Below are 16,283 nucleotides of genomic sequence, written 5' to 3'. Positions count from 1 at the left end.
ACGTTGCGGCAGATCCCCCTGCGCCCACGGTTACAATTGAGAACAAATAGCGAACACTCTATAGTCACTCCATGCCGACTCACCTGCTCAACCGCCGCCGCCACAGCCCCCGCCCGGCGCTGCCCCTGACGGAAGGGATTGCCCTGGAGCACGGCCGCACGCATGAGGCCTGCGGCCCCGCCCGCCACCGGTTTGCGCTCTGGCTCGCCGCCGCCGCCCAGCAAGCCGCCCGGAACAGCGCCTGGCAAACCGCACCGGAAACGGCCCCCGCGCCGGTCCTGTGGCTGTTGCCGCCGCGGGGCGGCCGCCCGCTGAACCCGGAGGGGCTGGCCGCCTGTGCCAGCCCCGCCCGCTTCCTGTTCGTGCAGGCCGCCCGGACAGAGGACCAGCTCTGGGCCATGGAGGAAGCCCTGCGCAGCGGCGCAGCGGCGCTGGTGGTGGCAGAGCTGCCCGAACCGCCCGCCATGACCCCGGTGCGGCGGCTGCACCTGGCGGCGGAGGCCGGCGGGTGTTTCGGCCCGGCGCCGCTGGGCCTGCTGCTGACCCCCGGCCAGGGCGGCGCCCAGGGCATCGAAAGCCGCTGGCATCTTGCCCCTGCCCATAACCGCGCGGCCCGCAACCGCTTGCGCCATGACCTGCCCGCGTGCGGCCAAGCGGCCGGCGGGGAGGGCACCGCCCCGCAAAGCTGCTGGAGCTTGCAGCGCCTGCGCGCCCGCACCCTGCCGCCCCGCAGCTGGCAGATCCTCCAGGCTGGCGCAGGCAGCCCGCTGCAGGCTGTTCCGGCACCCCAAGCGGTCCCGGCAGGCACGGAGCCTGCCGGGACCGCCCAAGGCCTGTCCCAAGGCCAATCCGGGGCCATGCCCCAAGGCCGATCCGGAGCCCTCCCGCACCCGCAGGAGGCCCTGGCTGCGCCAGCGCCGCCTTAGCGGCTTTGGGCCCGGCACCGGGCTTTGCACGGTGCCGGGCCCAACAGGCGATGGCTTTTGGCAAAAAGCCGGCGCCTGGGGGGAGCCAGCCGCGCCGCCGCAGGCCTGCCGGTGCTTCGTGGGATTGCGCAAGCCCCCCGGCGCCGCACGCGGGAAAGTGAGCCGCCCCGCCGGGAAACCGCGATAAGCTCGGACGGCAGCCCGCAAAACGGATTGGAAAAGCCTCATGCAAACAGCCCGGACACCGCCTGCCCGGATACAGCGCCGCCGCCTGCTGGCAGGCCTCAGCGCCGCGCTGCTGGCGCCGCAGGCGCTGATGGCGGCGCCGCTGCCGTACCGCCTGGTGCCCAGCGCCACCGACGTCCGCTTCACCTTCCTGCTCAACGGCCAGCCGCAGCAGGGCCGGCTTCCGGTGCGCGCGGCGCGCATCCGCATCGACCCGCAGAACCTGGCCCGGAGCGAGGCCGATATCACCCTCGACGCGCGGCGCGCCCGGACAGGGCTGGTCTTTGCCACCGAAGCGCTGAAAAGCCCGGGCATTCTGGACGCCGCCCGGCATCCGGACATCCGCTTCCGCTCCACCCGGGTCCGCCTCGGGCCTGACGGGCGGCTGTCCGGCGGCGCGCAGATCACCGGCGATCTCACTCTGCGCGGCACCACCCGGCCGGTCACCCTGCAGGCCGCGCTCTACCGCCGTCCCGGCAGCGCGCCGGACGACCTGCGGCAACTGGACGTGCATCTTACAGGCGCGCTCAGCCGCGCCGCCTTCGGCGCCAACGGCTATGCGGGCCTGGTCGCCGACCGGGTGAGCCTGGCGATCCGGGCCCGCATCCGGCAAGCGGGCTGACCCCGCCCGCGGCGTGCCGAAAAGCACCGCCGCGCAGAAATACGACACGGGTTTGGCGGAAACCGGCTGGCAATGCCGTCTCAGCCTGTCATGGTCGCACCGTTATGCGCCTGATCATCTCCTTTGCCGCCCTGTTCCTGTCCGTCATCCTGCTGCAGCTGTCGACCGGAGGCGTCGGCCCGCTCGATGCCATTTCAGGGCTGACGCTCAACTTCACCACGGAGCAGATCGGCCTCTTGGGCTCCGGCCATTTCCTCGGCTTCTTCATCGGCTGCTGGTGGGCGCCGCGGCTGATGGGCAATGTCGGCCATTCCCGCGCCTTTGCCGTGTGCACCGCGCTTGGCGCCATGGGGCTGCTGGGCCACACGCTGACCGAAAACCCCTATGCCTGGGCGGCGATGCGGATGGCCTCCGGCCTGTGCGTGGCAGGCTGCTACACGGTGATCGAGGCCTGGCTCAACGCCAAGGTCACCAACGAAACCCGCGGCCGCGCCATGGGCACCTACCGGCTGGCCGACCTCAGCGCCTCGCTGGCGGCGCAGCTGATCATCGCGGTGCTGCCGCCCGCAGCCTATATCTCGTACAACCTGCTGGCGCTGCTGTGCTGCGCGGCGCTGCTGCCGCTGACCCTGACCCGGGCCAGCCAGCCGGAAATCCCCGACGCGCCGCGCCTGCGCCCCAAACTGGCCTGGCGCTGCTCGCCGCTGGCCGTGGCGGGGGTGATCGTGGCCGCGCTCAGCTCCGCCTCCTTCCGGATGGTCGGCCCGATTTATGGCCAGGAGGTCGGGCTGGAGATCGGCCAGATCGCCTTCTTCCTTGCCTCTTTCGTGCTGGGCGGCGCGCTGGCGCAGTACCCGATGGGCTGGCTGGCCGACAAATACGACCGCCGCTGGGTGCTGATCTGGCTGTCGGGCGCCGCCATTCTCAGTTGCGGCATCACCATGGCGGCCAGCGGCACCGGCACCCTGGGGGTGATGGTGACGGCAGGGTTCTTCGGCTTCACAACCTTCCCGATCTTCTCGGTCTCGGCCGCCCACGCCAACGACTTTGCCACGACCGCCGAACGGGTCGAGCTGTCGGCGGCGCTGATGTTCTGGTACGCGCTTGGCGCCATCGCCTCGCCCTATGTTTCCTCGGCGCTGATTGATGCCTACGGACCGCCGGCGCTGTTTGCCTATGTTGCCGGCGGCCACGTGCTGCTGATCGTCTTCGGCCTCAGCCGGATGAAAGTCCGCGCGACCCCGGAAGAGCGCACCAGCTATGTCTATGCGCCGCGCACCTCTTTCACCATCGGCCGCCTGCTGAAACGGACCCGCGAGCGCCGGAAATAAAGGTAAGCATTTCTGTCCGAATGTTTCGCGCGCGAAACATTCGGACAGCATCTATGACCCTTTAAGGCTTTGTTTACATTCACGGATTGCGCCCCTGCAACGCCAGATCAGAGGCCAGGGGCATTTTGCCCGCCCTACAGAGGACAAGCGCGTCCGCCCGCCTCCTCCCGTGCGGCGCACAGCAGGGGTTTCCGCCGCGCCTGCCATGCGTTAGACGGGCCTCTGACGCAAAACCTGGATGGATGGCATGGCACGCATTCTGATCACTTCGGCGATCCCTTACATCAACGGGATCAAGCATCTGGGCAACCTGGTGGGCTCGCAGCTGCCTGCCGACCTGTATGCCCGGTTCCAGCGCGGACGCGGCAATGAGGTGATGTTCCTCTGCGCCACCGACGAGCACGGCACCCCGGCGGAACTGGCCGCCGCCAAGGCGGACAAGCCGGTCGCGGAATACTGCGCCGAGATGCACGCCATCCAGGCAGAGATCGCCAAGGGGTTCGCCCTGTCGTTTGACCACTTCGGCCGCTCCTCCAGCCCGCAGAACCACGCGCTGACCCAGCATTTCGCAGGCAAGCTGGCCGAAGCAGGCCTGATCCGCGAAGTCACCGAAAAGCAGGTCTATTCCAACGCCGACGGCCGTTTCCTGCCCGACCGCTATATCGAGGGCACCTGCCCCAACTGCGGCTATGAGCACGCCCGCGGCGACCAGTGCGAGGAATGCACCAAGCAGCTGGACCCCACCGACCTCATCAACCCGCGCTCTGCCGTGTCCGGCTCCACCGACCTGGAAGTGCGCGAGACCAAGCACCTGTATCTGTGCCAGTCGCAGCTGAAGGATCAGCTGGACGCCTGGATCGACTCCAAGAAGGACTGGCCGGTCCTGACCACCTCGATTGCCAAGAAATGGCTGCATGACGGCGACGGCCTGCAGGACCGCGGCATCACCCGCGACCTGGACTGGGGCGTGCCGGTCAAGAAAGGCGACGAGGACTGGCCCGGCATGGAGGGCAAAGTCTTTTACGTCTGGTTCGACGCGCCGATCGAATACATCGCCTGCGCCAAGGAATGGGCCGATGCCAGCGGCAGGCCGGACGCCGACTGGCAGCGCTGGTGGCGCACCGACAAGGGCGCGGAGGATGTCAAATACGTCCAGTTCATGGGCAAGGACAACGTCCCCTTCCACACCCTGTCCTTCCCGGCCACCATCCTCGGCTCGGGTGAGCCGTGGAAGCTGGTCGACCACCTGAAATCCTTCAACTACCTGAACTATGACGGCGGCCAGTTCTCCACCTCGCAGGGGCGCGGCGTGTTCATGGACCAGGCGCTGGAGATCCTGCCCGCCGACTACTGGCGCTGGTGGCTGCTGTCCCACGCGCCGGAAAGCTCTGACTCCGAATTCACCTGGGAGAATTTCCAGCAGTCGGTGAACAAGGACCTGGCCGACGTGCTGGGCAACTTCGTCAGCCGCATCACCAAGTTCTGCCGCTCCAAGTTCGGCGAAGAGGTTCCCGCTGGCGGCGACTACGGGCCGCAGGAACAGGCGCTGATCGAGGAGCTCAGCACCCGCATCCGCGCCTATGAGGGCCATATGGAGGCGATGGAGGTTCGCAAATCCTCGCAGGAGCTGCGGGCGATCTGGGTTGCCGGCAATGAATACCTGCAGTCGGCCGCGCCCTGGTCGGTGTTCAAGGAAGACCCCGAGCGCGCCGCCGCGCAGGTGCGCCTGGGCCTGAACCTGATCCGCCTTTACGCGGTGCTGTCGGCGCCCTTCATCCCGCACGCCACCGACACGCTGATGGCGGCGCTGAACTCGGACGACCGCAGCTGGCCCGAGGATGCGGCGGCGGCGCTCTCCGCCCTGCCCGCAGGCCACGGCTTCACCGTGCCGGACGTGCTGTTCGCCAAGATCACCGACGAACAGCGCGAAGACTGGCAGGCGCGCTTCTCCGGCACCCGCAGCTAAGGCTGCCCTTGATCTCAACTGCAAAGGCCGCTCTCCAGGAGGGGCCTTTTTCGTGTCACAGCGTGATCCGGCCGCCTTCGGCGGGCAGCCTCAGCTTCCAGCCGGGCGCGGCTGCCGCATGGGCCGCGCGCAGCGCCTCCGGCCCCTCCTGGTAGAGCGCATATGTCGAGTGATGCACCGGCAGCACCGCCTTGGGCGCCAGCCGGGCGGCAAAATCCGCCGCCTGACCGCAATTCATGGAAATCTGACCCAGCGCGCCGCCGCCGCCCACCGCGCCGAGATGCGGAATGAACAGATCCAGCGGCGCCTGCCCGGCAAGCGCGGCAGCAACAGGCTCCGCATCAAACGTGTCCCCCGCCCAGTAGATGCGCTGCCGCTGCCCGCCAGCCTCCACCTCGATCAGGTAGCCATTGCCCAAGCCCAGTATCGCGGCAATCCGCGGATTCAGCGAATGCACCGCAGGCACGGCCGTGACCGTCACCGAACCTTCCGGCGCTTCGAACCGCCGTGCCGCGCCGTGCCCGAGCGCCTGCGCGGCAAAGCCTTTCTCCGCCAGCGCCGCCGTATCGTGCTGTGGCGTCAGCAGCGGCACCTTCCGGTCCAGCCAGGCTTGCGCAGCCTGATCGAAATGGTCCTCATGCGCGTGGCTCAGCAGCACCAGATCATACTGTTCCTGCGCGAGGCCGGGAAACGGTGTCAGCCGGGCATGGGGTTTGACGTTCGGCCCCTTGGACAGATCGAACATCTCGTTCGGGTCGCCCATCACAAAGGCTTCCGCACCCTCGCCCAGGCAGGGGTCGGTCAGGATCCGCAAGCCCGCAGCCTCGATTTCGAGCATCGCGCCGCCCAGCCAGCGCACATGCACCCCGGCACTGCCGCTGCGGGCCGCGGCCGGGCTTAGCCCCGCCGCCAGCCCGGCGCCGCAAAGCTGCAGAAATTCTCGTCTTTTCATCAGCACCTCCATTGTGGTGGCGCCATCCTATCGGCTCGACTTCAGGCGGATTATCTGCATTATCTTGCCCATACTGAACGGATTTTTCGCCTAATGAGCACGCTTCAAACCATCGAGACCTTTGCCGAAGTGGCCAGCCAGCTCAGCTTTGCCAAGGCCGCGCGGCGGCTGGGGCTGCCGCCCTCCACGGTCACCAGCAGGGTGCGCGCGCTGGAAGACAGCCTGGGGGTCCGGCTGCTGGAGCGCACCACCCGCCGGGTGGCGCTGACGCCCGAAGGCAGCGTGTTCCTGGAACGCTGCCGCGCCGGGCTGGCGGAGATCGAAGCCGCCCGCACGCTGGTGTCCGCCACCGGCAGCGCGGAAGGAACGGTGCGCATGTCGGTGCCTTCCGCGTTTCCGAAGGCCCGGCTTGCCGGTCTCTGCCGCCGGTTTCTGGACCTGCATCCGCGGGTGTCTCTGGATGTGACGGTCAGCGACGAGCCTGCCGATTTCCTGCGTGATGCGGTGGATGTCGCCCTGCGCGGCAACCGCCCCGGCGGCAGCGGGGTGATTGCCCGGCTGCTGTCGAGAACGCCGGTCGTTCTGGCCGCCCCGCCCGGCCGGGCCGGAGATCACAGCCTGCCCGTCCTGGGGCCGCTGGCCCGCCACCTGTCCAGCGCCCCGCAGCCGGGCCGGGTCTACTGCCATTCGCTGGAGCTGGCGCATGAACTGGTGCTGGCAGGCCTGGCCCGCGCCTGCCTGCCGGAGCCGCTCTGCACCGCCAGTGCGGCGCGCGGCGATCTGGAGCTGGGAACGCTGCCGGAAGGGGTGCCTGAGAGCCTTGCGCTTCACCTGGTGTACCAGGACCGCCGCCACCTGCCGCAGCGTGTCCGCTTGCTCATAGACTTCCTGACTGGCGAGCTGGCGGCCTGAGCAGCCTTGCAACCGAAAGCCACAACCCCGTTCAAGGTCTGCAAAAATTAATTCCTACTAAAAAACTCGGATTGACATACCTGAGCATTTAATTCAGGAATACAGGCATTCCAGCCAGCCTGACTCGGATCGGGCGAGCCCGAGTGACATATCATCAACCGAGATCGCCCCCATGCCGAACGGAGACAGCCGCCCCGGCGGCCCTCAAGTCAAGGAACTGGAACCGGAAGACATGCGCCAATTGTGGCCGCAGGTCTTTGCGCCGTCCGGCGCTCTGTCCGGCTTTTGTCTGGAATGGCTTCTGGACAGGGCGGAATTCAGCAATGGGCGAAAGTCATGAACCAGATTGCCTCCAAGCCGGTGCCGACCACCGCAACCACCGAAGTCTTCCCCACCTACCACGCCGAGGACCTGACCCGCGGCGGTGTGCAGGCGCGGATCCTGCTGAACGGCCAGATCTACTCGCTGCGCATCACCCGCGCAGGCAAGCTGATCCTGACCAAGTGAGCGGACGGCGATGCGCCCTGACCACTCCACTCCGCGCGGGGGCGTCACTGTCGGCACCCTGTCCGACCTGCCGCCGCTGGAAGCGGGCGCGGTGATCTATCTGCGCCACTGGTTTTCCGGCGCCGAGACCCGCGAGCAGATGCGCCGCGACTTCGAAGTGAGCTTTGGCCCGGACATGGCCGAAGCGGCGTTTGAGGCCTTCGGCTCTCTCTGCAACTTCTGCGCTGCCCATGGGCGCCGCCCGCTGGTGCGCCACGGAATGACCTGCAAATGCCTGGGCGCGGATGAGAACTGCTTTGCCAACCTTCTGGCCTGCGCGGCCGAGGGCCAGCAGGACGACGCGCATATTCTGGCCTCGCTGATCGTCACCCCGCGCAAGGCGCAGGAGCTGACCCGGCTCGCCTCTGACTGCGGCTTGCTGATGCAGCAGATCATGGGCGTTCAGCCGCCGCCGCAACCGGCACGGCCTGCCGCGGCCACCCTTCATTGAATTCACAAAACCCAAGGACGCATATCATGAAATCCCTGTTTCTCGCAGGCACGGCCCTGGCCGGTCTGACCTTTGGTGCCTCTGCCGCGCTGGCCGCTGAGAAATCCGCCGTGCTGGCCAACTATGCCAATATCGCCGAGGCGAAGTATCAGGACAGCCTCGCCACCGCGCAGCTCCTGAAGACCGCCGTCGACGCCTTGGTCGCCCACCCTTCCGCCGAAAACCTGCACGCCGCCCGCGCCGCCTGGATCGCCGCCCGCGTTCCCTACCAGCAGTCCGAAGTGTTCCGCTTTGGCAATGCCATCGTCGACGACTGGGAAGGCAAGGTGAACGCCTGGCCGCTGGACGAGGGGCTGATCGACTATGTCGATGCCTCCTATGGCGGGCCGAGCGAGGAAAACACCCTGGCGGCGCTGAACGTGATCGCCAACCCCAGCTTTGAGCTGTCGGGCAAGGCGGTCGACGCCGCCAAGATCACCCCGGAGCTGCTGGAAAGCGCCCTGCATGAGGCCGACGGGGTCGAGGCCAACGTCGCCACCGGCTACCACGCCATCGAATTCCTGCTTTGGGGGCAGGACCTGAACGGCACCGGGCATGGCGCGGGCGGCCGCCCCTGGACCGACTACGCCGAGGGCGATGCCTGCACAAACGGCAACTGCGGCCGCCGCGGCGATTACCTGCAAGCGGCGACGGATCTGCTGATCTCCGACCTGGAGTGGATGGCCGCGCAATGGGGCGCTGAAGGTGACGCCCGCACCGCCCTGCTGGCCGATGAAGACGCCGGAATCACCGCGATGCTGACCGGCATGGGGTCCTTGTCCTATGGCGAGCAGGCGGGGGAGCGGATGCGCCTGGGCCTGATGCTGAACGACCCAGAGGAAGAGCACGACTGCTTCTCCGACAACACCCACAACAGCCATTACTATGACGGGCTGGGGGTGCAGAACGTCTATCTGGGCGAATACGTGCGGGTGAATGGCGAATTGGTCTCCGGCCCCTCCCTGTCGGATCTGGTCGCCGAAAAGGACGCAGAGCTGGACGCAGAGATGCGCGGCAAGCTGGCGGACACCATGCTGGCGCTTGGCCGCATCAAGACCGCGGCGGAGGCGGGCCTGTCCTATGACCAGATGCTGGCCCAAGGCAACGCAGCGGGTGAGGCGCTGGTGATGGGCGGCATTAACGGGCTGATCGGCCAGACCCGTTCGATCGAGCGGGTTGTCACCACCCTGGATCTGGATGGCGTCGCCATCGAAGGCTCCGACAGTCTCGATAACCCCTCGGCAGTCTTCCAGTAAGAAAACCAAGACACCGGGCAGTGGCGGGCCGCAGTTTCTGCGGCCCGTTTCTTTTGCGCACAGCAAATCCCAAGCGTTTTACTCTGGCTAACACTTGAAGCCCAAGCAAATTTGTCGGATATATTGCCCAACGGAATCACTTGGCCATTTGCGCCACCCGGCAAGGACGCAAGCAGCATGATCGTTTGCCACTGCACGAACATAACGGATCACGACATCCGCGCCGCCATCGACTGGATGCGAAACGCTGACCCCGAAACGATAATCACCCCTGGCAAGATCTATCACGCCTTGGGAAAATCCGCCGACTGCGGCGGCTGCATGCCGCTTTTCCTCGACACGATGCGTTCCAGCAGTAAGCTGGAAGTACCTGCGCAGCTTACGAATTTACGCGCAGTATCAATTCGGGAGAAAAGTAATGAAGGGCGACGCCAAGGTCATCGACTATCTCAATAAAGCGCTGCGCCATGAGCTGACGGCGGTCAGCCAGTACTGGCTGCACTACCGGCTGCAGGACGATTGGGGCCTGGGCAGCATGGCCAAGAAAAGCCGCGAGGAATCCATCGAGGAGATGGAACACGCGGATAAATTGATTGAAAGGATTTTGTTCCTCGGCGGCCACCCGAACCTGCAGAAGCTTGACCCGCTCAGGATCGGCCAGACCCCGAAAGAAACGCTCGAATGCGACCTTGCCGCCGAAGTGGACGCGCGCGCGCTTTACAAGGAAGCCCGCGACGCCTGCAACAAGGCCGGCGACTACGTCACCCAGAAGCTGTTTGAAGACCTGATGGCGGACGAAGAAGGCCATATCGACTTCCTCGAAACGCAGCTTGAGCTGCACGACCGGATCGGTGCCGAAAACTATGCCCAGCTCAACGCCACCAAAATGGCAGAGGTTGAAGACTAACATCGCGCTGGCTGCCGCTCTTGCGGCGGCCACACCCCTTGCGGCGCTGGATCTGGCCAGCCAGTACCAGGCAGAACCGCATCTCTCCCCCCTTCCCCGCACTGACGCCGAACGCGCCCGGATCGCGGCCGCCACGTCTCCGGCCACGGATTTCACTGCGCCAGAACCTTTTGAGGACCTGCCCGCCGGCGCCGCCACTGTCCGCGCCCGGACGGATGACGAGGCGTTTTCCCAGCACTCCGCCACCCTATCCTTCGCGCAGGAGCTGGAATTCAAGCTCGGCAACGGGCTGTTCAAGAAGATCTGGGTGTTTTCCCCGGCCTCCACCAAGGCCTCCGACGGCCTCGGGCCGCTGTATAATGCCCGCTCCTGCCAGCGCTGCCACCTGAAGGACGGCCGCGGCCATGTGCCGGAACAGCCGGATTACGCCTCTGCCTCCATGTTCCTGCGTGTCTCTGTCCCCGGCCCGGTGGCGCCGGAGCTGCAGGAGATCAGCGACTACATTGGCTCCGCGCCGGAGCCGGTCTACGGCACCCAGCTGCAGGATTTCTCCGCCCCCGGCATCGCCCCGGAATACCGGCTGCAGGTGGCCTATGAGGAGTTTGAGGTCGCCCTGAACGGCGATGAGCCCGCCACCCTGCGCCGCCCCAGCTACACCGCTGCCAATCTTGGTTACGGCCCGCTGGCCGAGGGTGCCATGCTCTCCCCCCGCGTGGCGCCGCCGATGATCGGCCTGGGGCTGCTGGAGGCGATCCCAGCCGCCGATATCCTTGCCCATGCGGATGAGGCGGACGCCGACGGCGACGGCATTTCCGGGCGCCCCAATCTGGTCTGGTCGCGGGAGTTCAGCAAGATCATGCTGGGCCGCTTCGGGCTGAAGGCCGGGATGGCCACGGTGCATGAGCAGTCCGCCAGCGCCTTTTCCGGCGACATCGGCATCTCCACGCCTTTGTTCCCGGCCCATGCGGGCGAATGCACCGGCCAGCAGGCCGCCTGCCAAACCGCCCCGCACGGCGGCGGTGATTCCCGTGAAACCGAAATCGACCAGCCAAACATGGATCTGGTCACCTTCTACAGCCGCAACCTCGGCGTGCCCGCCCGCCGGGCCAGTGGCGATCCACAGGTGCTGCGCGGCAAGGAGGTTTTTTATGCGGCAGGCTGCCCCGCCTGCCACGTGCCGAAATTCGTGACCCACCGGCTGGCAGACCGCCCGGAACAAAGCTTCCAGCTGATCTGGCCCTATTCCGACCTCCTGCTGCACGACATGGGCGAGGGCCTTGCCGATAACCGCCCCGAAGCGCGCGCCACCGGCCGCGAATGGCGCACCGCGCCGCTGTGGGGGATTGGGCTGACACAGCAGGTCTCGCACCGCGCCACCTTCCTGCACGACGGCCGCGCCCGCACCCTGCTGGAGGCCATCCTGTGGCACGGCGGCGAGGCGGAAGCTGCCAAATCCCGCGTCGTGGCGCTGCCGCCGCAGGACCGCGCCGCCCTGATCGCCTTTCTGGAGAGCCTTTGATGCGCGCCCTTGCCCTCACCCTCGCCCTGACCGCGGCCCCCGTGGCCGCGTCTGAGCTGTCCAGCAGCATCACCGACAAGCTGATCCTGCCTGCATTTGAGGAACTGGCAGCGGACAGCCGGACCCTTGCCCGGGCAGCGCAGGCCGATTGCGATCCGCAGTCCGGCGCCCTGCGCGCGGCCTACGGCGAAGCTTTCGACGCCTGGATCGCCGCCAGCCATTACCGCTTTGGCCCCACCGAAACGGACAGCCGCGCCTTTGCGCTGGCGTTCTGGCCCGACAGCCGCAGCAAGACGCCCAAGGCGCTGGCCGGCCTGATCCGCAGCGAGGATGCCGGCATCAAGGACCCCGCGAAGTTTGCCAGTTACTCCATCGCTTCCCGTGGTTTCTATGCGCTGGAGTTCCTGCTTTATGACCCGCAGCTCTCCACCGCGGGCACGCCGGAGTACCGCTGCGCCCTGACCCGCGCGGTCAGCACGGACATCGCGGCGACAAGCAAGGCGATCAGCGCCGATTGGCAGCAAAGTTATGCCGCCGAACTGCGCGCGCCCGGCAGCCGCTACCAGACCGAAGACGAGATCACCCAGGAACTGTTCAAGACCCTGACCACCGGCTTGCAAGTGCTGGACGGCATGCGTCTGGGCCGTCCGCTCGGCACCTATCAAAAGCCCCGCCCCAACCGCGCCGAGGCCCGCCGCTCCGGCCGCAGCCTGCGCCATGTGCTGGTGTCCCTGAACGCGCTGGAGCCGCTGGCCGTGGCGCTCGCGGAAGGCCATGCGGACTTGCAGGAAAAAATCACGGCGGGCTTTGCCAAGGCGCGCACGAAGGCAGAGGCCCTCGACGATCCGGTGTTCGCAGGCGTCTCTGATCCCGCCGGCCGCTTCCGCATTGAATCGCTGCAGCAGGAGATCAAGGACCTGCACACTCTGATGCGCGAAGACCTCGGCCCCGCCCTGGGCGTTGCGGCCGGTTTCAACGCGCTGGACGGCGATTGACGGAAAGGCACCAGACATGACAACCCGCCGCGGTTTTCTGGCAGGCCTGATGGCCAGCACGCTCACCTCCCAGGCCAGCTGGGCCAGCGCGGGCAGCCCCGCGTTTCTGTCCGCAGGCAAGGACGCCAGCGGCGCCTTTCTGCTCGCAGGCCTGAGCGACACAGGCGGCATCCTGTTCCGCCATCCGCTGCCCGGACGCGGCCACGCTGCCGCCGCCCATCCCGTCCGCCCCGAAGCGGTGGCCTTTGCCCGCCGCCCGGACCGCTTTGCCGATGTGATCGACTGCCGCAGCGGTGCCGCCACCGCCCGGCTGGAGCCGCCCGCGGGGCATCATTTCTACGGCCACGGCACCTTCTCCCCGGACGGCAGCCGCCTGTTCACCACCGAAAACGATTATGAAAACGCCCGCGGCGTGATCGGCGTCTGGGATGCCACCGGCGGCTACCGCCGCATCACCGCCTTTTCCTCCGGCGGCATCGGCCCGCACGACATGGCCCTGCGCCGCGACGCACCGGGGCTGGTGGTGGCCAATGGCGGGATCGAGACCCACCCGGACAGCGGCCGCGCCAAGCTAAACCTGCCCGATATGCGCCCGAACCTCAGCTATCTGAGCCTGGAGGGTGAGCTGCAGGCGCAGATGGAGCTGGCGCAGGAGCTGCGCCTGAACTCGATCCGCCATTTGGCTGTGCGCGCCGACGGCACTGTCGGTTTCGCGATGCAGTGGCAGGGCGATCCGGGCGAGCAGCTGCCCGCCGCGGGGCTGCACCGGCCGGGCACTGCGCCCCGCCTGATGGCGGAGGATGACGCGCGGGTGCTGAATCTGAAGGGCTATGGCGGCTCTGTCGCCTTTTCCGCCGATGGCAGCCGGATCGGCGTCACCTCCCCGCGCGGCGGGGTGCTGCAAGTGATGGACACCGTCAGCGGCGCGCTGCTGCGCGAGTTCAGGATGCACGACGTCTGCGGCCTGGCAGCGTCTGCGGGCGGCTTTACCGCCAGCACCGGCAACGGCCAGTTCTTTGCAGTTTCAGACGCCGGCCAGCACCCGCTGCACCGCGCGGACCTGGCGTGGGACAATCACCTGATCCCGCTGATCTGACTCTCCGCCGGACCGCACCCCAAACGGCGCACCCTTTCGTTTGCGCCACGAACGAAGCCAATGCGAAAACGAATAGTGACTCCTTTCGCGCGATACGCTACAGAATCGCTGCGAAAGGAAAGCGCATGGATGCCAGCGGCCGTCAGAACGAAATCATCTCCCTCCTGAACCGGCAGGACCGGGTGGAGGTCGAGGATCTCTCCCGCCGCTTTGGCGTCTCCCTGCAGACCGTGCGCGCCGATCTGCGCGACCTGTCGGCGCGCGGCGCCCTGTCCCGCGTGCACGGCGGCGCCGTCCGGGTCAGCGCCGCCGCCAGTCAGGGCTACGAGGACCGGCGCAAGCTGAACGCCGGCAACAAGCTGGCCATGGCTGCGCTGGCGGCAGAACTGATCCCGGACAATTGCTCGCTCGCGCTCAACATTGGCACCTCCACCGAACAGGTTGCCCGGGCGTTGTCCGGCCACAGCGGCCTGACGGTGATTTCCAACAACATCAACATTATCAACATGATGATCGGCGGCCAGGCCAAGGAACTGATCCTGGCCGGCGGCACCGTGCGGCAAAGCGACGGCGCCATCGTGGGCGAGGATGCGGTGGATTTCTTCTGCCGCTACAAGGTGGATTTCGCCGTCATCGGCGCCTCGGCGCTGGATGCCGACGGCGCGGTGATGGACCACGACGCCCGCGAGGTTTCCGTCGCCCGCGCGATCCTGAAAAATGCCCGGCAAAAGGTGCTGGTCTGCGACGGCAGCAAGTTCGACCGCTCCGCCCCGGTGCGGATCTGCGATGTCGCGGATCTGGACGTGGTGATCATCGACCGCCCCGTGCCGGAAGAATTCGCCGAGGCCGCGCAGGCCGCAGGCACCCGAATCCTCACCGCAGGACAAAACGAAAGCAGCGAAAATGACTGACACGCCTGTAACGGACCTTTTCATCATCGGCGGCGGCATCAACGGCTGCGGCATCGCCCGCGACGCCGCCGGCCGCGGGCTGTCAGTGACGCTGGCAGAGATGAATGACCTCGCCTCCGCCACCTCCTCCGCCTCGACCAAGCTGTTCCACGGCGGATTGCGCTATCTCGAATATTTCGAATTCCGCCTGGTCCGCGAAGCGCTGATCGAGCGCGAGGTGCTCTTGAAAGCCATGCCGCATATCTCCTGGCCGATGCGCTTTGTGCTGCCGTTCCACAAGGACATGCGGTTCGACAGCGAGACGCCCACATCCAAGCTGCTGACGACCTTTATGCCCTGGATGAAGGGCCGCCGCCCGGCTTGGCTGATCCGGCTGGGGCTGTTCCTGTACGACTCGCTTGGCAAACGCGGCATCCTGCCCGGTACTGCCAATCTGGATCTGGCAAGCGACCCTGCGGGCCGCCCGCTGAAGGCCAAGTTCAAGACCGCCTTTGAGTATTCCGATTGCTGGATCGAGGACGCCCGCCTGGTGATGCTGAACGCCCGCGACGCCATGGCCCGCGGCGCCAATATCCTGACCCGGACCGAAGTGCTGTCGGCGGACCGCCAGTCAGACCACTGGGTGATCCGCACCAAGGACCACGCCACCGGCGCGGAGCAGGAGCACCGCGCCCGGATGCTGGTCAACGCAGGCGGGCCGTGGGTGGCCAATGTGCTGCACCAGAAGCTGGGCCAAAACAGCCGCGAGAACGTCCGCCTGGTGCGCGGCAGCCATATCGTGGTGCCGAAACTGTTCGACCACGGCCGCTGCTATTTCTTCCAAGGAACGGACGGGCGGATCATCTTTGCCATTCCTTACGAGCAGGATTTCACCCTGATCGGCACCACCGACGCCGACCACCCGGATCCGGACACCGCACCGGTCTGCACCGAAGCCGAGCAGGAATATCTGGCGGCCTTTGCATCGGAGTACTTCGAGAAGCCGGTGAAGCGCGAGGATATCGTCTGGACCTACTCCGGCGTGCGTCCGCTCTATGACGACGGCGCCAGCTCTGCCACGGCGGCCACCCGCGAATACGTGCTGACGCTGGATCAGGCCCAGGCGCCGCTGCTGAACGTCTTTGGCGGCAAGATCACCACCTACCGCAAGCTGGCGGAGGCGGCGCTGGCGAAGATCGGAGAAGTGTTCCCGCATCTGCCCGCCGGCTGGACCGCAGGCGTGGCCCTGCCCGGCGGCGATTTCCCGGTGGAGGACGTGGCAAAGCTGACATCCAAGCTAGCCGCGGACTATCCGTTCCTCACCCCCTATTGGACGGGCCGGATGATCCGCGCCTATGGCACCGAGGCCTGGGAGGTGCTGGGCGACGCCAAAACCGCCGGTGATCTGGGGCATGATTTTGGCGCCACCATCACCGCGCGGGAGCTCGACTGGGCGATTGCCCGCGAGTGGGTGCGCACGGGTGATGACTACCTGTGGCGGCGCACCAAGCTGGGCCTGCGGCTGGATGAGACCCAGCGCGCGGCGGTGGATGCCTATATCCAAGGCAAAGCAGCTCAGCTCGCGGCATAATAAAGTGTCTTGCCCGGCGGCACCGCCGGGCAGCGCCCGACCCTCCCCGTCAAACCAAG

The 16,283-nt window shown here is 66.9% G+C and carries 16 protein-coding genes; 15 read left to right on the top strand and 1 reads right to left on the bottom strand.

Annotated elements, in window-relative coordinates; genetic code table 11:
* Positions 1–71 precede the first annotated feature (71 nt).
* The 4 genes from PHA8399_RS00680 (at position 72) to metG (ending at position 5,070) form a co-directional block, all read left to right on the top strand.
* Positions 72–926 (top strand): ImuA family protein, encoded by an 855-nt coding sequence (locus tag PHA8399_RS00680; protein ID WP_145976954.1) that lies wholly within the window; start codon positions 72–74, stop codon positions 924–926.
* Positions 927–1,152: 226 nt separating this feature from the next.
* Positions 1,153–1,773, top strand: a complete 621-nt coding sequence (locus tag PHA8399_RS00675; RefSeq protein WP_058284295.1) for a YceI family protein — start codon at positions 1,153–1,155, stop codon at positions 1,771–1,773.
* A gap of 104 nt (positions 1,774–1,877) precedes the next feature.
* Positions 1,878–3,104: an MFS transporter gene (locus PHA8399_RS00670; protein WP_058284294.1), complete on the top strand. Its 1,227-nt coding sequence runs from the start codon at positions 1,878–1,880 to the stop codon at positions 3,102–3,104.
* 247 nt (positions 3,105–3,351) lie between these two features.
* On the top strand, positions 3,352–5,070 hold the full coding sequence (gene metG, locus PHA8399_RS00665) for a methionine--tRNA ligase (RefSeq protein ID WP_208856254.1): 1,719 nt from the start codon (positions 3,352–3,354) through the stop codon (positions 5,068–5,070).
* Between the two features lie 55 nt (positions 5,071–5,125).
* Here the strand turns inward: metG and PHA8399_RS00660 are convergent, their stop codons facing one another.
* Complete coding sequence (locus PHA8399_RS00660) at positions 5,126–6,022, bottom strand: MBL fold metallo-hydrolase (protein WP_058284476.1); 897 nt, start codon at positions 6,020–6,022, stop codon at positions 5,126–5,128.
* Between the two features lie 93 nt (positions 6,023–6,115).
* Between PHA8399_RS00660 and PHA8399_RS00655 the strand changes: the two genes are divergently transcribed.
* From PHA8399_RS00655 to glpD, 11 genes are all read left to right on the top strand, one after another.
* On the top strand, positions 6,116–6,934 hold the full coding sequence (locus PHA8399_RS00655) for a LysR family transcriptional regulator (protein ID WP_058284292.1): 819 nt from the start codon (positions 6,116–6,118) through the stop codon (positions 6,932–6,934).
* A gap of 336 nt (positions 6,935–7,270) precedes the next feature.
* The gene (hemP, locus tag PHA8399_RS21750) at positions 7,271–7,441 is read left to right on the top strand and encodes a hemin uptake protein HemP (protein ID WP_008554566.1); all 171 of its coding nucleotides are present in this window, start codon (positions 7,271–7,273) and stop codon (positions 7,439–7,441) included.
* A 10-nt stretch (positions 7,442–7,451) separates the two neighbouring features.
* Positions 7,452–7,931, top strand: coding sequence for a hypothetical protein (locus PHA8399_RS00650; RefSeq protein ID WP_058284291.1), 480 nt, complete (start codon positions 7,452–7,454; stop codon positions 7,929–7,931).
* A 26-nt stretch (positions 7,932–7,957) separates the two neighbouring features.
* Complete coding sequence (locus PHA8399_RS00645) at positions 7,958–9,226, top strand: imelysin family protein (protein WP_058284290.1); 1,269 nt, start codon at positions 7,958–7,960, stop codon at positions 9,224–9,226.
* 177 nt (positions 9,227–9,403) lie between these two features.
* Positions 9,404–9,682 carry a (2Fe-2S)-binding protein gene (locus tag PHA8399_RS21745; RefSeq protein WP_082649411.1) on the top strand — a complete coding sequence of 93 codons (279 nt, stop codon included), beginning with the start codon at positions 9,404–9,406 and terminating at the stop codon, positions 9,680–9,682.
* Positions 9,645–10,133, top strand: a complete 489-nt coding sequence (gene bfr / locus PHA8399_RS00640; RefSeq protein ID WP_058284289.1) for a bacterioferritin — start codon at positions 9,645–9,647, stop codon at positions 10,131–10,133. The genes PHA8399_RS21745 and bfr overlap by 38 nt, the downstream gene beginning before the upstream one ends.
* Complete coding sequence (locus tag PHA8399_RS00635) at positions 10,123–11,652, top strand: di-heme oxidoreductase family protein (RefSeq protein WP_058284288.1); 1,530 nt, start codon at positions 10,123–10,125, stop codon at positions 11,650–11,652. Before bfr ends, PHA8399_RS00635 begins: the two co-directional genes overlap by 11 nt.
* The gene (locus tag PHA8399_RS00630; RefSeq protein WP_058284287.1) at positions 11,652–12,647 is read left to right on the top strand and encodes an imelysin family protein; all 996 of its coding nucleotides are present in this window, start codon (positions 11,652–11,654) and stop codon (positions 12,645–12,647) included. Before PHA8399_RS00635 ends, PHA8399_RS00630 begins: the two co-directional genes overlap by 1 nt.
* 16 nt (positions 12,648–12,663) lie before the next feature.
* Positions 12,664–13,743 carry a DUF1513 domain-containing protein gene (locus tag PHA8399_RS00625; RefSeq protein ID WP_058284286.1) on the top strand — a complete coding sequence of 360 codons (1,080 nt, stop codon included), beginning with the start codon at positions 12,664–12,666 and terminating at the stop codon, positions 13,741–13,743.
* A gap of 125 nt (positions 13,744–13,868) precedes the next feature.
* Positions 13,869–14,654: a DeoR/GlpR family DNA-binding transcription regulator gene (locus tag PHA8399_RS00620; RefSeq protein ID WP_058284285.1), complete on the top strand. Its 786-nt coding sequence runs from the start codon at positions 13,869–13,871 to the stop codon at positions 14,652–14,654.
* Entirely contained in the window at positions 14,647–16,224 is a 1,578-nt protein-coding gene (gene glpD, locus PHA8399_RS00615) for a glycerol-3-phosphate dehydrogenase (RefSeq protein WP_058284284.1), read from the top strand. The genes PHA8399_RS00620 and glpD overlap by 8 nt, the downstream gene beginning before the upstream one ends.
* Positions 16,225–16,283: the final 59 nt, after the last annotated feature.

Source organism: Leisingera aquaemixtae, assembly GCF_001458395.1.
Classification (GTDB): Bacteria; Pseudomonadota; Alphaproteobacteria; order Rhodobacterales; family Rhodobacteraceae; genus Leisingera; species Leisingera aquaemixtae.
This window is presented reverse-complemented; position numbering and strand designations above follow the sequence as displayed.

Bases quoted from the DNA above. Each gene is read 5' to 3' on its own strand.
- PHA8399_RS00660 (WP_058284476.1), bottom strand. From the start codon at position 6,022: ATGAAAAGACGAGAATTTCTGCAGCTTTGCGGCGCCGGGCTGGCGGCG.
- hemP (WP_008554566.1), top strand. From the start codon at position 7,271: ATGAACCAGATTGCCTCCAAGCCGGTGCCGACCACCGCAACCACCGAA.
- PHA8399_RS00650 (WP_058284291.1), top strand. From the start codon at position 7,452: ATGCGCCCTGACCACTCCACTCCGCGCGGGGGCGTCACTGTCGGCACC.
- PHA8399_RS00670 (WP_058284294.1), top strand. From the start codon at position 1,878: ATGCGCCTGATCATCTCCTTTGCCGCCCTGTTCCTGTCCGTCATCCTG.
- PHA8399_RS00655 (WP_058284292.1), top strand. From the start codon at position 6,116: ATGAGCACGCTTCAAACCATCGAGACCTTTGCCGAAGTGGCCAGCCAG.
- PHA8399_RS00645 (WP_058284290.1), top strand. From the start codon at position 7,958: ATGAAATCCCTGTTTCTCGCAGGCACGGCCCTGGCCGGTCTGACCTTT.
- metG (WP_208856254.1), top strand. From the start codon at position 3,352: ATGGCACGCATTCTGATCACTTCGGCGATCCCTTACATCAACGGGATC.
- PHA8399_RS00620 (WP_058284285.1), top strand. From the start codon at position 13,869: ATGGATGCCAGCGGCCGTCAGAACGAAATCATCTCCCTCCTGAACCGG.
- PHA8399_RS00675 (WP_058284295.1), top strand. From the start codon at position 1,153: ATGCAAACAGCCCGGACACCGCCTGCCCGGATACAGCGCCGCCGCCTG.
- bfr (WP_058284289.1), top strand. From the start codon at position 9,645: ATGAAGGGCGACGCCAAGGTCATCGACTATCTCAATAAAGCGCTGCGC.
- PHA8399_RS00625 (WP_058284286.1), top strand. From the start codon at position 12,664: ATGACAACCCGCCGCGGTTTTCTGGCAGGCCTGATGGCCAGCACGCTC.
- PHA8399_RS00680 (WP_145976954.1), top strand. From the start codon at position 72: ATGCCGACTCACCTGCTCAACCGCCGCCGCCACAGCCCCCGCCCGGCG.
- PHA8399_RS00630 (WP_058284287.1), top strand. From the start codon at position 11,652: ATGCGCGCCCTTGCCCTCACCCTCGCCCTGACCGCGGCCCCCGTGGCC.
- PHA8399_RS21745 (WP_082649411.1), top strand. From the start codon at position 9,404: ATGATCGTTTGCCACTGCACGAACATAACGGATCACGACATCCGCGCC.
- glpD (WP_058284284.1), top strand. From the start codon at position 14,647: ATGACTGACACGCCTGTAACGGACCTTTTCATCATCGGCGGCGGCATC.